Source organism: Mucilaginibacter sp. (assembly GCF_028288185.1).
Taxonomy (GTDB): Bacteria; Bacteroidota; Bacteroidia; order Sphingobacteriales; family Sphingobacteriaceae; genus Mucilaginibacter.
Map to the genome: position 1 here is coordinate 40,385 of NZ_JAQBOF010000004.1, position 15,556 is coordinate 55,940.

General features: G+C 42.8%; 15 protein-coding genes. 6 read left to right on the top strand and 9 right to left on the bottom strand.

Annotation, left to right across the window (positions count from 1 at the left end; genetic code table 11):
* Positions 1-81: 81 nt before the first annotated feature.
* The 3 genes from zwf (at position 82) to JWQ34_RS01175 (ending at position 3,074) form a co-directional block, all read left to right on the top strand.
* Positions 82-1,596, top strand: coding sequence for a glucose-6-phosphate dehydrogenase (zwf, locus tag JWQ34_RS01165; protein WP_299352698.1), 1,515 nt, complete (start codon positions 82-84; stop codon positions 1,594-1,596).
* Between the two features lie 113 nt (positions 1,597-1,709).
* Positions 1,710-2,441, top strand: a complete 732-nt coding sequence (pgl, locus tag JWQ34_RS01170) for a 6-phosphogluconolactonase (RefSeq protein ID WP_299352701.1) — start codon at positions 1,710-1,712, stop codon at positions 2,439-2,441.
* Positions 2,442-2,573: 132 nt separating this feature from the next.
* Positions 2,574-3,074, top strand: coding sequence for a DUF6265 family protein (locus JWQ34_RS01175; RefSeq protein WP_299352704.1), 501 nt, complete (start codon positions 2,574-2,576; stop codon positions 3,072-3,074).
* An 80-nt stretch (positions 3,075-3,154) separates the two neighbouring features.
* Here the strand turns inward: JWQ34_RS01175 and JWQ34_RS01180 are convergent, their stop codons facing one another.
* The 5 genes from JWQ34_RS01180 to JWQ34_RS01200 all read right to left on the bottom strand — a co-directional run bounded on the left by JWQ34_RS01180 (position 3,155) and on the right by JWQ34_RS01200 (position 9,973).
* Positions 3,155-4,417 (bottom strand): glucose-1-phosphate adenylyltransferase, encoded by a 1,263-nt coding sequence (locus tag JWQ34_RS01180; RefSeq protein ID WP_299352707.1) that lies wholly within the window; start codon positions 4,415-4,417, stop codon positions 3,155-3,157.
* Positions 4,414-5,841, bottom strand: a complete 1,428-nt coding sequence (locus JWQ34_RS01185) for a glycogen synthase (protein ID WP_299352710.1) — start codon at positions 5,839-5,841, stop codon at positions 4,414-4,416. The genes JWQ34_RS01180 and JWQ34_RS01185 overlap by 4 nt, the downstream gene beginning before the upstream one ends.
* A 223-nt stretch (positions 5,842-6,064) precedes the next feature.
* Positions 6,065-8,881, bottom strand: coding sequence for a DNA polymerase I (gene polA, locus JWQ34_RS01190; protein WP_299352713.1), 2,817 nt, complete (start codon positions 8,879-8,881; stop codon positions 6,065-6,067).
* 107 nt (positions 8,882-8,988) lie between these two features.
* Entirely contained in the window at positions 8,989-9,543 is a 555-nt protein-coding gene (locus JWQ34_RS01195) for a DNA-3-methyladenine glycosylase I (protein WP_299352716.1), read from the bottom strand.
* 85 nt (positions 9,544-9,628) lie between these two features.
* Positions 9,629-9,973, bottom strand: coding sequence for a carboxymuconolactone decarboxylase family protein (locus JWQ34_RS01200; RefSeq protein WP_299352719.1), 345 nt, complete (start codon positions 9,971-9,973; stop codon positions 9,629-9,631).
* Between the two features lie 105 nt (positions 9,974-10,078).
* Here JWQ34_RS01200 and JWQ34_RS01205 point away from each other — a divergent pair, with 105 nt between their 5' ends.
* Complete coding sequence (locus tag JWQ34_RS01205) at positions 10,079-10,456, top strand: VOC family protein (protein ID WP_299352722.1); 378 nt, start codon at positions 10,079-10,081, stop codon at positions 10,454-10,456.
* A 281-nt stretch (positions 10,457-10,737) separates the two neighbouring features.
* On the opposite strand, the gene hpt is transcribed toward JWQ34_RS01205, so the two are convergent.
* Positions 10,738-11,277 carry a hypoxanthine phosphoribosyltransferase gene (gene hpt, locus JWQ34_RS01210; RefSeq protein ID WP_299352725.1) on the bottom strand — a complete coding sequence of 180 codons (540 nt, stop codon included), beginning with the start codon at positions 11,275-11,277 and terminating at the stop codon, positions 10,738-10,740.
* Between the two features lie 154 nt (positions 11,278-11,431).
* Between hpt and JWQ34_RS01215 the strand changes: the two genes are divergently transcribed.
* On the top strand, positions 11,432-12,661 hold the full coding sequence (locus tag JWQ34_RS01215; RefSeq protein WP_299352728.1) for a pitrilysin family protein: 1,230 nt from the start codon (positions 11,432-11,434) through the stop codon (positions 12,659-12,661).
* 17 nt (positions 12,662-12,678) lie between these two features.
* Complete coding sequence (gene def, locus JWQ34_RS01220) at positions 12,679-13,251, top strand: peptide deformylase (protein WP_299352730.1); 573 nt, start codon at positions 12,679-12,681, stop codon at positions 13,249-13,251.
* Between the two features lie 3 nt (positions 13,252-13,254).
* Here the strand turns inward: def and JWQ34_RS01225 are convergent, their stop codons facing one another.
* From JWQ34_RS01225 to JWQ34_RS01235, 3 genes are all read right to left on the bottom strand, one after another.
* On the bottom strand, positions 13,255-13,884 hold the full coding sequence (locus JWQ34_RS01225; RefSeq protein WP_299352733.1) for a hypothetical protein: 630 nt from the start codon (positions 13,882-13,884) through the stop codon (positions 13,255-13,257).
* A 111-nt stretch (positions 13,885-13,995) separates the two neighbouring features.
* Complete coding sequence (locus JWQ34_RS01230) at positions 13,996-14,274, bottom strand: NifU family protein (RefSeq protein ID WP_299352736.1); 279 nt, start codon at positions 14,272-14,274, stop codon at positions 13,996-13,998.
* A 25-nt stretch (positions 14,275-14,299) separates the two neighbouring features.
* Positions 14,300-15,388, bottom strand: coding sequence for an Mrp/NBP35 family ATP-binding protein (locus JWQ34_RS01235; protein ID WP_299352738.1), 1,089 nt, complete (start codon positions 15,386-15,388; stop codon positions 14,300-14,302).
* Positions 15,389-15,556: the final 168 nt, after the last annotated feature.

The window sequence follows — 15,556 nt, forward strand, 5'->3', positions numbered from 1 at the left end:
TAAAAGTCTCCCCTACCGGGGGAGATTTAGAGGGGGCTAAGGGCTAAATATTAAATAAACAGAAGTACATATAAATAGATTATGTCAATAATAAAATCAGAGCCAACCGTATTTATCATTTTCGGTGGTACAGGCGACTTGAACGCGCGTAAACTTGCACCCGCGTTATATAACTTATTCCTTGACGGATGGTTGCCAAAGCAATTTTCTATCATCGGTACGGGCCGTACCAAATTAACCGATGAGCAGTTTAGAACAAACTTGCTGGAGGATATTAATAATTTCTCGCGCAGCGGCAAAGCCGTTAAAGCAAAGTGGGATGAATTTATTCAGAACGTTTACTACCAGGTATCAGACGCAAAAGACGCCGAAACTTATAAAGAGTTTGGCAAACGTATTGACGCGCATAACGCCGAGTGGAAAACCCGCGCGAATGTTATTTATTATTTAGCGGTATCGCCTACGTTCTTCCCTATCATTACCTCAAATTTAGCTAAAGCTAAACTGACTACCGATGTAGAGAAAACACGTATTGTAATTGAGAAACCATTTGGTCATGACCTGGAATCGGCAAAAGAATTGAATAAATTATTGGCCGGTCTTTTCGATGAGAAACAAATCTATCATATAGATCATTATTTAGGTAAGGAAACCGTACAAAACATTATGGCTTTCCGTTTTGCCAACTCTATACTAGAGCCTATCTGGAACCGTAATTATATTGAACACGTACAAATATCAGTAACCGAGCAATTGGGTGTTGAAGACCGTGGTGATTATTATGACGGATCGGGGGCCATGCGTGATATGATCCAAAATCACTTATTGCAATTACTATGTTTAGTGGCTATGGAAACCCCGGTTAATTTTAACGCCGATGAGATACGCAACCGCAAAGTTGATGTATTACATGCCATGCGCCGTTTCTCGCCAGAGGACGTACGTATGTCGGCTGTAAGGGGCCAATATGCCAAAGGCTGGATGGAAGGTAAGGAAGTACCCGGCTATCGCGACGAACCCAAGGTTGACCCTAACTCTAACACCGAAACTTTTGCCGCGCTTAAATTTTTTGTGGATAACTGGCGCTGGCAAGGCGTGCCATTTTACGTTCGTACAGGTAAAAGGCTGCACCAATCATCATCAGTAATTTCTATACAGTTTAAAGACGTACCACATAAAATATTTCCTACGGAAGCTGCCGAAAGCTGGCAACAAAACAGGCTGATCATTAGCATACAGCCCGAGATGAGCATCCGTTTACAGGTACAGGCCAAACGCCCGGGACTGGACATGATATTAAATACCGTTGATATGGTGTTTGATTATAAAGGTACTTATACCAACCAGGCACCAGAGGCTTACGAAACTTTATTATTGGATACCATGCTGGGCGATCAAACCTTGTTTATGCGTGGCGACCAGATAGAGGCCGCTTGGGACCTAATTATGCCGGTACTAAGCACCTGGACTAACAAAAAGAGCTTAAACTTCCCTAATTATTCAGCAGATTCATGGGGCCCTGAAAGCGCCGAGGCATTAATTGCCCGCGATGGCTTTAACTGGTTCTCATTACCGTTGAAGAATACGAAGAAATAAAAACAAATAAATAACAACAGGGGTGTCACCCTGAGGTACTCGAAGGGTGAGCGTAAAGGCCCACCCGCATGCTTCGAGAGCCTCAGCATGACACCCTTTTTTAAATGTTAAACATGACAGTAAACATATTCAACACCCCCGATGAAGTAGTTGATGCTCTTGCACAATACTTTGTAAAAACCGCTAATGAAAGCATTGCTGCAAGAAGCAAATTTTCGGTAGCGTTATCAGGCGGTAGTTCACCAAAAAAATTATATGAGTTATTGGCATCAACCACTTATGCTGATAGTATAGAATGGGCCAAGGTTTATTTCTTTTTTGGCGATGAACGCAACGTACCGCAAACCGACCCGGAAAGCAACTACCTGATGGCTAAGAAAGCTTTGTTTGAGCCTTTATATATTGATAGAGCCAACATTTTCGCGGTTGATACTACGCTTACTCCAAATGAGGCTGCGCAAAAATACGCCGAAGCAATTGCCGAGTTTTTTGACGAGGACGAAATGAGCTTTGACCTGGTATTACTGGGTTTAGGCGATGACGCGCATACGGCCTCCCTGTTCCCACATACACCGGTACTGCATGATGTAACCCCGTCTGTAAAATCGTTGTTCCTGGAGAGTAAACAAGTGTACCGTATCACACTTAACGCGCCGCTGATCAATGAGGCTAAAAATATTGCCTTTCTTGTTTATGGCGAAAGCAAAGCAGAAGCCGTACATCACGTTTTTGAAGATGATGAAGACATAGAGAATTATCCTGCGCAGTTAATTGATTCAATAACCGGCGAAGTGCACTGGTTCATGGATGAGGCCGCTGCCGCTGATCTGGAAGAAGAGTATTAGAGATAACATACAAACTGTATCTGCAGGGTCTCCCAACGGAGGCCCTGCGTTTTTTAAGGGTAGAGCATCAAAATTAAATTGGACTAATTATCAGGAATACATATCTTTAAGATCCTAAATTATTCCAAAGTCATGAAATACATTTACGTTATTTTCCTGGTTTTTACCAGCTTGTTACCACTGGCCGGTATTGCTCAGACGACTAAAGGCGGTTCATTTGCTGATATCAGTTTTATTGAGGGACACTGGAAAGCAACCACAGCCGAAGGTCGCGCGATAGAGGCTGTTTGGCTGGCTCCTGCCGGCGACAATATATTGGGCTTTATGCGGATGATGAACGGCGATAAGGCCGATCTGTACGAGATATTAGCTTATGAACAATCGGAACAGGGATTGGTATCATTGGTAAAGCATTTTAAACCTGGCTTGTTAGGGCAGGAGGAGAAGGATAATCCCAACCGTTACCTATTTGTAGAGGCAAACAAAAACCGCGCGATATTCCAAAGCACAGGCGGTGATCTGCGTATTCTTTATGAAAAACGTTCTTCCAGTCAGTTTGCAATAGCCCGTGGCAATCAGGAAAATGGCAAATGGATTTTTAAGGACCTGTTTATATTTGATAAAGTAAAATAGTTAGATTAGATTTATTTAACGATAAAAGCCCCGAACGTTCGGGGCTTTTATCGTTAATCTATTTTAATTTTTAACTGAATTTAAATAATCGTACCGTTTGGTATAACCGCACGCTTTTTAACTACAACAATACCATCCTGTACGGTATGCGTTGGATAGTCGCCATTAGGCAGCGGGTCACCGCAGTTTATGGACACATCATTACCTATATGGGTGTTTTTATCTATAATAGCATTTTTTATCTGACACCTGTCGCCAATACCCATAATAGGCTGATTGTTTTGCTGGCACTCTTCAATTTGCTCTAATGTTTGGTAATTATCGCTACCCATTATGTAACAGTTCTCGATAGTGGTATCAAAGCCTATACGGGTACGTATGCCTACTACAGATCGTATTACATGGCTGGCATTAACAATACAACCATCGGCAACTATGGTTTTATCCATGTGCGTACCCGATATTTTTGACGGCGGCAACATCCGCGCACGCGTAAAAATGTAATTCTTATCAAAAAGATTAAACTGAGGAATATCATCAGTCAAACCTAAGTTAGCATCAAAGAAAGATGGTATGGTACCAATATCGGTCCAGTAACCTTCATACTGGTAGCTTAATACTTTATGTTTATCGATAGATTGCGGGATTATTTCTTTACCAAAATCGGTATGTTCATTACCCTGCAGCAAATCAAATAACAGTTTGCGATTAAATATATAAATACCCATTGATGCCAGGTAGATCCGTCCCTGGGCTTCCATTTCGGGGCTTACATCTGAGACAAGCTTGTCGAAATCTGTTTTCGGTTTTTCTACAAAAGCGGTAACGGTGTTATGTTCATCTGTTTGTAATATGCCAAAACCCGGTACATCATTAACGTGTACAGGTATGGTGGCAATAGATATATCAGCCTTTGCATTAATGTGCTGATCGATCATATCCGCAAAATCCATCTGATACAATTGGTCGCCCGATAGGATCAATACATAATCAAACTCATGTACCGCCAGGTGATGCAAGCTTTGGCGTACCGCATCTGCCGTGCCCTGGAACCATGCCCCGCTGCTAGGGGTTTGCTCGGCAGCCAAAATATCAACAAAGGCTTCGCTAAAAGTGCTAAAGTGGTACGTGTTTTTAATGTGTTTGTTTAACGATGCCGAATTAAACTGCGTTAACACGTAAATACGCTCAACACCTGAGTGTAAACAATTGGAGATGGGAATATCAACCAAACGATACTTACCCGCTATTGGCACCGCCGGTTTAGAGCGTGTTGCAGTAAGGGGATACAAACGGCTGCCCTGGCCACCGCCAAGTACAATGCAAATTACTTTTGATGTCATATTGTTGTGGTGTTTAAGCTTTGGTATAGTTCCATATATTGTTTAGCCGATACGTCCCATGAAAAATCAAGTGCCATCATCCGCTTGCGTAATGTTTGTAGTTTTTTAGCATCGTTATACACTACCACCGCGCGGCTTACGGCATAGCAAATATCTTTAACACTGGTGTTGTTATAGCGTATGCCATAGCCACCTTTATCGCCAAAATCAATAACGGTATCTTTTAATCCGCCGGTGCTACGCACCATTGGCATGGTGCCGTAACGTAACGAGTATAACTGATTTAATCCGCAAGGTTCAACCCGGCTAGGCATCAGCAAAAAGTCTGACCCGGCATAAACAAGGTGCGCCAGTTCTTCGTTATAGCCGATGTAAACATTACAATCAGCCGGGAATTTTTCTTTCAGCTCCTGCAGGTCCATTTCTGTTTTAGTCTCGCCCGCGCCCAATATTAAAAAGTTTACTTTTCCGGCAAATTCTTCCAGGCTGGTTTCAATAGCTCCGGCTAATAGGTCGGCTCCTTTCTCGCCCACCAAACGACCAATAAATGATATTAGCGGTTTTGTTGGGTCAAGGTTAAAACGCGTACAAAGCGCCTCCTTATTTTTTTGTTTGCCTGCGGCGACTTTTGCCGCGGCAAATTTCTCTACGATCATTGGGTCGGTAGCCGGGTTCCATACCTCAGTATCAATACCGTTAATGATGCCCACACCTTTGGCCCGTTCTAAAAAGAATAAAAACTCCAACCCGTTTGAATTAATCACCAACTCGTCTAAATAACTCGGCGATACTGTAGTAAATTTTGAGGCACACCGCACTGCCGATGCCAGCGGGTTTATGCCGCCACTCCAATCCAGCAAGCCGGTTTTGGTCAGGTCGATCTCTGGCAGGTATGATAATTTATCCCACCCAAAAGCTCCGTGATATTGGCCGTTATGAATGGTGAATACAGTTGGCGTTTTAGCCAACCGGGTATATAACTTAGAGTATTGCAATAAAAACGGCACCAAGCCCGAGTGATGGTCATGGCAATGAATAATATCTGGCGATTGTTGCGAATAGCTTATCCAATCTAAAAAAGCTATCTGGAAAGCGATGAACTGCTCAGTTTCGTCCGGGTAGCTGTATATGTTTTCGCGATCTATCAGTCCGGGGATTTTTACCAGGTAAAGTTCAAAACCTAGTTTATCGGTTTTTTCCTTTAATATCTCAAAATACAACCTGCGAATACCTAACAGCGTAGCTCCCTGGAAAACAGTATCAAACTCGTTTTCGCGGGTAAATTTCCGATCATAAAAAGGCATTACCACGGCAGCCTTGTGGCCCGCCAGTGTTTGATATTTAGGCAGCGCGCCAACAACATCTGCAAGGCCGCCAACTTTTGCAACCGGGTAACATTCGGCACTTAGGTGAAAAATTCTCATCAGGTTTATATACAGCGATTAAGGTACTAAACATTCCCGCAAATAAACAAACACATAATTGGAAAAATGTGTTTTTAAAGGTGTAAATATTTAACCTAAACACAGCTTTAATTGCAATTTTGATATTATTGTGGTTTTTAAAGTATTTAAAATTAAGATAATTGCAATTTATGTAAGCTGCCTGTGAGGACACAGACAGCGGGGGGAAAGTACTGTTAGATTATTAATGCGCTTCCAACCAATTCAAACCTGTACCTATCTCAACAATTATAGGCACTGTAGTTTTTATGGCTGTTTTCATGTTATGCATAATGATGGGTTTCACAATTTCTATTTCGTGATTCGGTACATCAAACACCAACTCATCATGTACCTGCATGGTCATACGGGTATCCAGTTTTTGTTCTTTTAGTTCGCGGTGAATATTGATCATAGCTATCTTGATCATATCAGCCGCCGAACCTTGTATGGGCGCGTTGATGGCATTTCGCTCTGCAAAGCCGCGTACGGTTTGGTTGGCCGAGTTAATGTCGCGCAGATAACGCCTGCGGCCCATCAGTGTAGTTACATAACCATTCTCGCGGGCAAAGTTCATGGTATCGCTCATGTATTGTTTAATACCGGGAAATTGCGCAAAATAGTTCTCAATGATCTCGGCAGCTTCTTTACGCGGGATACCCAAGTTCTGCGATAAACCAAATGCCGACTGTCCGTAAATAATACCAAAGTTTACCGCCTTGGCATTACGGCGCTGGGTGCTGTCCACATCCCCGACAGCTATGCCGTAAACGTTGGCGGCTGTTGCGGTGTGGATATCAATGCCTTTAACAAAGGCATCCATCATGTTGGCATCCTTGCTTATTTCGGCAATAATACGCAGTTCTATTTGCGAGTAATCCGCAGACACAATGCTATGCCCGCTATCACGCGGAATAAAGGCTTTACGCACTTCCCGCCCCCGCTCTGTACGGATAGGAATATTTTGCAGGTTAGGGTTGGTCGAGCTTAGTCGCCCGGTTGCTGCTACCGCCTGGTTATAACTTGTGTGCACACGCCCGGTTTTGGCGTTAACCATTTGCGGCAAGGCATCAACATAAGTTGATTTAAGTTTTTGCAGTTGGCGATAATCTAAAATATCACGAACGATATCGCTTTTGTTAGCAAGTCCCAACAACACATCTTCGCCGGTTTGATATTGGCCGGTTTTGGTTTTTTTAGCTTTAGGATCCAACATCAGTTTCTCAAACAACACTTCGCCCAATTGTTTTGGCGATGCAATATTGAAACGTACGCCCGCTTTTTCGTAAACCGTTTTCTCTAATACGGCAATGTCGGTTTCCAGATCTTTAGAAAATTCACGCAGGGTGTCATGGTCAATTTTTACACCTTCGTGCTCAATATCAGCCAGTACATATATTAATGGGTTCTCAATTTTATGCAGCAGGTCATCTGCACCTACTGCTTTTATTTTAGGTTCAAAAATTTCTTTTAATTGCAGGGTAATGTCGGCATCCTCGGCGGCATATTCCTTTATCTTTTCTATCTCCACATCGCGCATGCTGCCCTGATTCTTTCCTTTGGGGCCTATCAGCTCCGTTATCGAAACAGGTTTATAGCCCAGGTAGTTTTCGCTCAGCACATCCATACCGTGGCGAGTGTCCGGGTCAATGATATAATGCGCCATCATGGTGTCAAACAGATCGCCGCATATTTGCACACCATACCATTTCAGCATCAGGATATCGAACTTAATATTTTGCCCTATCTTACCAATGGCAGGGTCTTCCATCACGTCCTTAAATTCATCCACAATAGCCTGCACTTCTTTTTGATCAACCGGAACCGGCACATACCAGGCTTCCGTAGCTTTTATAGCAAATGATAAGCCCACCAATTCACAATTATTGGCATCGGTGCCGGTAGTTTCAGTATCAAAGCAAAAGCTTTTTTGTTGTTTAAGTATGGCGATAAGTTCGGCGCGTTTTCCTTTTGTATCCGCCAGGAAATATTGATGCGGAACGTTGTTTATATTCTTTGCGGCGGCTGCAAATTCAGGCTCTTTAATGTCCTGGATATCAACAGTCATGGTTGTCCGGCCTTCGGCAACCGGCGCGCCAAACATATCTATCTGCGTACCCGCCGATGTAGCTTTTATTTCGGTAATGCTAAAATCGTCACCAAAAACACGGCGACCCAGGGTCCTAAATTCTAATTCGGCAAACAATGGTTCTAAAAGTTCTTTACTCGGCTCACACATTTCCAGCCCGGCCTCATCCAGTTCAACCGGCGAATTAAGATTAATGGTAGCCAGCTTTTTCGACATCAGGCCCTGCTCGGCAAAAGCCTCGATATTCTCTTTTAGCTTGCCTTTCAGCTCGTGACTATGGTTTATTATTTCTTCTACCGATCCGTATTGTTTTATTAATAGTTTGGCTGTTTTTTCTCCAACGCCTGGTATCCCCGGAATACCATCTACCGCATCGCCCCATAAACCTAAAATATCAATTACTTGCTCGGGGCGTTCAATTTCCCATTTGGCTAATACTTCGGGCACACCCAGTATCTCCATCTCATTACCCATGCGGGCAGGCTTGTAAATGAATATGTTATCCGACACCAATTGCGCGAAATCCTTATCGGGTGTCATGCAATAAACCTTGTAACCTTTCTGTTCGGCTTTTTTGGCGAGGGTACCTATGATATCATCAGCCTCATAACCGTCAGACGTGATGACCGGGATATTAAAACCCAATATCAGCTTAAAAATATATGGCAGCGCGGCCGACAGATCCTCGGGCATTGTTTCGCGGTGTGCTTTGTAAGCAGCAAAATCTGTATGGCGTTCAGTAGGTGCTTCGGTATCAAAAACTACAGCCATATGGGTTGGCTTTTCCTTTTTTAATACATCAAGCAAAGTATTGGTAAAACCCATTACTGCCGATGTATTAAATCCGCTTGACGTGAACCGCGGGGTTTTACTTAAAGCAAAATGCGCCCGGTATATCAGGGCCATACCATCTAAAAGGAATAACTTCTTCATTGATTATGATTGCACCGATGGGTTTTGATTACACCGATTTCTCAAAAATACAATTTATGTTCACTGATTAATAAAATCTATGAAATCAAAAAAATAAATCTGTGAAATTACTTAAATGAACACCCCGGAATATGGTCATTAACCATGCCTGTAGCCTGCATAAAGGCATAGCAAATAACGCTGCCAAAAAAAGTAAAGCCTCGTTTTTTCATGTCCTTGCTTATAGCATCGGATATTTCGGTAGTAACCGGCGTACTGCCTGTGGTATTATTTGTAGGCTTACCATCGGGCATAAAACGGTACAGATATTTATCAAACGAGCCAAATTCTTCTTGAACTTCTAAAAATAGCTTTGCACATTTAATAGCAGCCAATATTTTTAACCGGTTGCGGATGATACCTGCGTCCTGCATTAACCGTTCCACATCTTCATTATTAAAAGCGGCAACTTTATGTACATCAAAATTGGCAAATGCTTTGCGATAACCCTCACGTCTGCGCAAAATAGTAATCCAACTTAGTCCGGCTTGCGCAGCCTCGAGTATTAAAAACTCAAATAGTATTTTATCATCGTGGGTGGTTTTGCCCCATTCTTTATCATGGTATTCCATGTATAGCAGGTCTGTACCACACCAGGCGCAACGATTTAGTTCTTGAGTCATATTAGGATGTTTTGTAGATGCAAATTAAACTTTTATATCGTAGACGCAAAGTAGAGATGCAATGCATTGCGTCTCTACGGTTCTATTAGGCTCCGTTTAATTCGTCCCAGTATTCAACAGCTCGTCTATAATGCGGGATAACAATAGACCCGCCCACCAAATTAGCGATCATAAATACCTCGTTCATTTCATCGTGTTTTACACCGGCCTCGTGGCATTTGCCCAGGTGATACTTTATGCAATCATCGCAACGCAAAACCATTGATGCTACCAGGCCCAGCATTTCTTTGGTTTTTACATCCAGCGCGCCATCGGCATAAGTGGTGGTATCTAAAGCAAAAAAACGTTTAATATTGGTATTGGCCGATTCCATGATTCTATCGTTCATTTTGGTGCGATAGCTTTCAAAATCTTCTATTAATTTACCCATATTTTAATTATTGAATGAGTGATTGAGTGCTTTTTTTTGAATTGATAAAGTTATGAAATCCGTTATCTTTATCACGTCATTTATACGCAACAAACCCACACAAAAATGGAAACTTTATCGCCCAATATTTTTACTAATGACATGAAAGCAACTATCGCTTTTTATCAATTACTTGGTTTTAAAATCACTATGTCGGTGCCCGAAGAAGGCGATGACCTGGTTTGGGCGATGATGGTGAATGGCAGCGTTACCATGATGTTTCAAACTTATGAAAGCCTGGCGGATGAACTGCCCGAGATATCGCGTAAAGATGGTGGATCGCTTATTTTATATATCAACCTAAAAGATATTCGCGGCTTTTTTGAGCAGATAAAAGATAAAGTACCTGTTTTAAAAGGATTGGAAACTACCTTTTACGGCGCTACCGAATTTTCTATTAAAGACAATAACGACTACGTATTAACCTTTGCCGAACACGAATAAACCATGATTAACGTTAAACGAACAGACCATATTAATATCTGCGTAGCCCCCGAGGACCTGGAAGCAGCACGCAAATTTTATGCGGATGTATTCGGACTTGAACCCACTCCGCCCCCGATCATATTTTTATTACACCGGGCTATTGGTTTATTATCGGCGATATACAATTGCCTTGTATTTGCATGCCGTAGGTGCCGCTAAGTATCGTACCTAACGGCACGAATGGAATTTTTCGTTTTGTTTTTCTACCGAGCTTTAATCCCTACGGGATTGGATGAGGTCTACACTATCCTCTTATAAATCCCATCCAAATTCCTCCCCAGTTCCATATAATCCAAACCATAGCCTACCACAAATTCATTAGGGATATTAAAGGCTACGTGCTTTAATTCTTCAACCGGGTATTCAATAGCATCGGGTTTTAGCAGCAGGGCGCAAACGGTTATAGATGCCGGTTTACGATGGCTCAACTTGGCGATTAAATAGTCGAGCGTATTACCGGTATCAACAATATCTTCTACCAGTACTATATGGCGGTTGGTAATATCAACCATCAGGTCAAAATCGTCTCTTATGCGGCGTGTGCTGGTGATTCCGCCATGATAAGATGATAGTTTGGTAAATGCCACCTCGCAGGGAACGTTAATCTGTCTTAACAGATCGGCCATAAACATAAAACAGCCGTTAAGTACGCCTACAAATATGGGTGCCTTATCGGCATAATCTTTATTTAGTATTGCGGCAATTTCTTTGGTACGGGCAAGTATGGCTTCTGCGGATATCAGTGGTTCGAATTCGAGGTCGGCAATTTTAATATTCATGGAACGAATATAATGCGATTTGTATTAACCCGTTATTTTATGTCGATAAATTATTAAACGATCTTGTGTCCGTCGCATATGGAGCCGGACAGCTTTGGACGGTCGGACGAATAGAACTAGTCTCTACATAAATCCATATATTTACCCCTCAATGATGGAATACCAGCTCTACACCTTATCCAACGGCATACGGGTAATGTACAAACACTCGCCTACAGCGGTTACGCATTGCTGCCTGCTGGTTAACGCCGGCTCGCGCGATGAGCAGCCCAACCAGGAAGGGCTGGCCCACTTTATTGAGCACCTGTTGTTTAAAGAAACCGACCGCCGCAGTACCAATCAGATACTTAACCGCTTGGAACTGGTAGGTGCCGACCTTAACGCTTATACCACCAAAGAATATACCTGCATCCACGCTTCGTTTTTAAACCCGTATTTAGAGCGTGCTATTGATCTTTTTGAGGATATTTTATTTCACTCAACGTTCCCGGAGGATGAGGTGGAGAAAGAGCGCGGGGTTATCCAGGATGAAATAGCATCTTATCTCGATCAGCCCGAAGAAGCCATCCAGGATGATTACGAAGAACTGCTTTTTCAAGATCATCCGATAGGAAAAAACATCCTGGGTACTACAGAAACAGTTGGCCGCCTAAACCGCGATGACATGAAGCAGTTTATGGCTGCTAATTATAATACTAACGAGATCATCTTCGCGGTTATAGGCGATTATGATTTAAAAAAGGTAAGCAAGCTGGGCGATAAATATTTTGGCCCTATCGAACCAAATTATAGTAAAAAGAGTAGGGTAACACCCCTCGCTAACATCGGTGGGAAGCATATTATCCATAAGCCAATCTCGCAAACGCATTGTGTTATAGGTAACCAGGCCTACTCGTCATCGCACCACAATAAAACAGGCCTATTGTTATTAAATAATCTGCTGGGTGGAATGGGGATGAGTAACCGCTTAAACTTAGAGATCCGCGAGAAACATGGCATAGCCTACACCATCGAATCAAACTATACCGCGTTAACCGATACGGGCATATTCTCCATTTACTTTGGTACCGATACCGAAAAGACGGACAAAGCCGCGCGCCTTGTCCACAAAGAGCTGAAAAAACTGCGCGAACAAAAGCTAAGCACCTTACAATTACATCAAAACAAACAAAAGTTTATAGGGCAAATAGCATTGGCCGAAGAGAATCGCATGAGCCTGATTATATCTATGGCTAAAAGCCTGATCGACTTTAATTATGTGGATACGCTACCGCAGCTATTCGAAAAAATTAATGCGGTTACTGCCGAGCAGCTATTGGAGATAAGCAATGAAATATTTGACGAAAGTAAAATGATTACCCTGCTATTTGAGCCTAAAGATTAAAGCCGTAATTTTGCACCATGAAATTTCCTATTATAGCATATGGCGACCCGATTTTGCGAAGAAAAGCAACTTCAATTGAGCCGGCCGAATATCCGCATATAAAACAATTGGTTGATGATCTGTTCGAGACCATGTATGCCGCCCGTGGCGTTGGTTTGGCCGCTCCGCAGGTGGGTTTATCTATGCGCTTGTTTGTGGTTGATGCCTCTGTTTTTGATGACGAGGAACCCGAGCTAAAGAATTTCAAAAAAGCATTCATTAACGCTTGTATTCTGGAAGAAAGTGGTACAGAATGGTCGTTTAACGAAGGTTGTTTGAGCATCCCTGATATCAGGGAAGACGTTACCCGCAAATCGACAGTTAAATTATCATACTATGATGAGAACTGGAAACACCATGAAGAAACCTTCTCGGGCATGGCTGCACGCGTTATCCAACACGAATATGATCATATTGAAGGTAAACTATTTACCGATAAACTGAGTCCGCTACGTCGTAGACTGTTAGAAAAACGGTTAACCGATATTTCTAAAGGAATAGTGGATGTTGAATATAAAATGAAGTTCCCTTCTGTTAAAAAAGGCCGCTAGTTTTTAGCGCGATGATGCTGACGATTTATCGCCGGCAGCTATATCCTTAATCAAGCTACCCCAGGCAAACGGGTTAAGCAATGGGTTGGTTATAGAATGTGAGTTTACAATGTTATTGTGCATTTCCATTGGGTTAAAGCTCTCATATCCACTGCGTGGCAAAGAGGCTTCCAAAGCACGGATAGATGCAGGCGTTAAGTTTTTTCGCGCAATCTCCAAATCGTCATCAGCAATTTTCAACGATAAAAAATCCTTCCTGAACTCGTCCGTAGTAGCCCATGGGAATACCCTTACGGCCGGTAAATTAAAAATCTGTGGCTTTAATGATACATTCATTATCAAGCTTTGGTGAACAACTTTTGCGGGAATAACAACAATAACCGGACTGTAGCCCACGCTGCTAAAACGCAATGTATCCAGTTCATGCGCCACAAACGAGAAATAGCCCTCGTAATTGGCAATATAAACCTGTTTATGTGTAGTAACGTTGGTAATGTTTACGTAAGGTACAATAGCGTGCATACTATCGGCAGTATGGGTAACCCCGCTAAACTGCACCAATGGGCGCTCGCTGTTTTGTGCAAACGCGGTTATAGTGAAGAATAAAAACAATATGCCAAAAAGGTATTTCATTATGCTATTGAGCCGTCTTTAATTAGTACATCAACGGGTAAAAATAGTTTTTAGTTTGCAAACTATATAGTATGGCTATAAAGCAGGAAGCAATTTAACAATACTTAACATTTACCGCAAATTTTCGGGCAATACGGCATCCGGGTCGTCAATATCTGTTAGGTTAATGGCTTCAACACCTGTAATTTCGGGTACGGCTTTTTGTATGGCACCTTCAATACCCGCTTTAAGCGTCATGATGCTCATGGGGCATGACCCGCATGATCCCAGTAACCGCAACCTAACCACACCTTCGGGCGTTATCTCTTCTACCGATACATTGCCGCCATCTGTTTCCAGATACGGCCTTATCGAATCCAACGCCGCTTCCACCCTTTCTAATAAACTCATTTTTACTAATTTATAAGTAAAGTTATTAATTATTTATAATATTTCTTGATAATACTTGCGCATTGTTAATAGAGATCTGCTGTGCCACGCGGTTTGCCATCTCGGTAAAGGCGTTAACCATCACCGGATGCTCTTCGCTTAACACTATAGGTTTGCCGGCATCGCCGCTATCGCTTATGCCTTTTATCAGCGGTATCTCGCCTAAAAACGGAACCTCCAACTGTTCGGCCAGTTTCTTGCCACCACCTTGGCCGAAGATGTAATATTTATTATCCGGCAGTTCGGCAGGGGTAAAGTAGGCCATGTTCTCTACTATACCCAATAGCGGTACATTTATCGATTCCATTAAAAACATACCAATACCCTTTTTTGCATCAGCCAGCGCAACGGCCTGCGGCGTAGTAACAATAACTGCCCCGGTAACCGGGAAGGTTTGCGTAATGGTAATATGTATATCGCCTGTACCGGGTGGCAGGTCTACTACCAGGTAGTCCAGCTCGCCCCAATCGGCATCATTGAAAAGTTGTTTAACGGCGGTTGATACCATTGGCCCCCGCCATGGCACGGGCTGATTTGGGTCTGTAAAGAACCCTATAGACAACAGCTTGATGCCATATTTTTCAATGGGCTCAATGCGCGTTTTTCCATCAACCTGGCTGGCTTTGGGGCGTGCGCCTTCAAGGCCGAACATGATCGGGATGCTTGGTCCATAAATATCAGCATCAATCAAACCTACCTTAGCACCGCTTTTGGCCAGGCCCAGCGCCAGGTTTACCGCAACGGTTGATTTACCAACCCCGCCCTTGCCCGATGCTACCGCGATGATATTTTTAACCCCCGGTACACCGGTATTTTTCTGCGTAGTAACGCGCGATGTCATGTTAACCGTAACCTCCAACTCCTTGCTGATGAAGTGGCCTATAGCATTGCGGCAGGCATTTTCAATAAGTGCTTTTAGTGGGCAGGCGGGCGTCGTTAGGATAACTGAGAAGCTAAGGCGATTACCGTCTATCTCAATATCCTGTATCATGTTTAGGGTAACCAGATCTTTTTTCAGATCGGGCTCCTCAACGTTGCTTAGGGCTTGCAGTACTTGTTCTTTTGTAGCTATCATGGTAATTAATACAAAATTACTAAAACAGCCCGAAGTAGTGTCATGCTAATGACTTTTTGGTGGGTTTGGTATATACATCCGTTTAAAACCCTAGCTTTTGTTTTTATAAAAATTAGTGTTTTGGCAAGCCCTTGTAAAGCTAAATGATTACGTTTGGGTTTATTACAG

Bases quoted from the DNA above. Each gene is read 5' to 3' on its own strand.
- zwf (WP_299352698.1), top strand. From the start codon at position 82: ATGTCAATAATAAAATCAGAGCCAACCGTATTTATCATTTTCGGTGGT.
- pgl (WP_299352701.1), top strand. From the start codon at position 1,710: ATGACAGTAAACATATTCAACACCCCCGATGAAGTAGTTGATGCTCTT.
- JWQ34_RS01175 (WP_299352704.1), top strand. From the start codon at position 2,574: ATGAAATACATTTACGTTATTTTCCTGGTTTTTACCAGCTTGTTACCA.
- JWQ34_RS01180 (WP_299352707.1), bottom strand. From the start codon at position 4,417: ATGACATCAAAAGTAATTTGCATTGTACTTGGCGGTGGCCAGGGCAGC.
- JWQ34_RS01185 (WP_299352710.1), bottom strand. From the start codon at position 5,841: ATGAGAATTTTTCACCTAAGTGCCGAATGTTACCCGGTTGCAAAAGTT.
- polA (WP_299352713.1), bottom strand. From the start codon at position 8,881: ATGAAGAAGTTATTCCTTTTAGATGGTATGGCCCTGATATACCGGGCG.
- JWQ34_RS01195 (WP_299352716.1), bottom strand. From the start codon at position 9,543: ATGACTCAAGAACTAAATCGTTGCGCCTGGTGTGGTACAGACCTGCTA.
- JWQ34_RS01200 (WP_299352719.1), bottom strand. From the start codon at position 9,973: ATGGGTAAATTAATAGAAGATTTTGAAAGCTATCGCACCAAAATGAAC.
- JWQ34_RS01205 (WP_299352722.1), top strand. From the start codon at position 10,079: ATGGAAACTTTATCGCCCAATATTTTTACTAATGACATGAAAGCAACT.
- hpt (WP_299352725.1), bottom strand. From the start codon at position 11,277: ATGAATATTAAAATTGCCGACCTCGAATTCGAACCACTGATATCCGCA.
- JWQ34_RS01215 (WP_299352728.1), top strand. From the start codon at position 11,432: ATGGAATACCAGCTCTACACCTTATCCAACGGCATACGGGTAATGTAC.
- def (WP_299352730.1), top strand. From the start codon at position 12,679: ATGAAATTTCCTATTATAGCATATGGCGACCCGATTTTGCGAAGAAAA.
- JWQ34_RS01225 (WP_299352733.1), bottom strand. From the start codon at position 13,884: ATGAAATACCTTTTTGGCATATTGTTTTTATTCTTCACTATAACCGCG.
- JWQ34_RS01230 (WP_299352736.1), bottom strand. From the start codon at position 14,274: ATGAGTTTATTAGAAAGGGTGGAAGCGGCGTTGGATTCGATAAGGCCG.
- JWQ34_RS01235 (WP_299352738.1), bottom strand. From the start codon at position 15,388: ATGATAGCTACAAAAGAACAAGTACTGCAAGCCCTAAGCAACGTTGAG.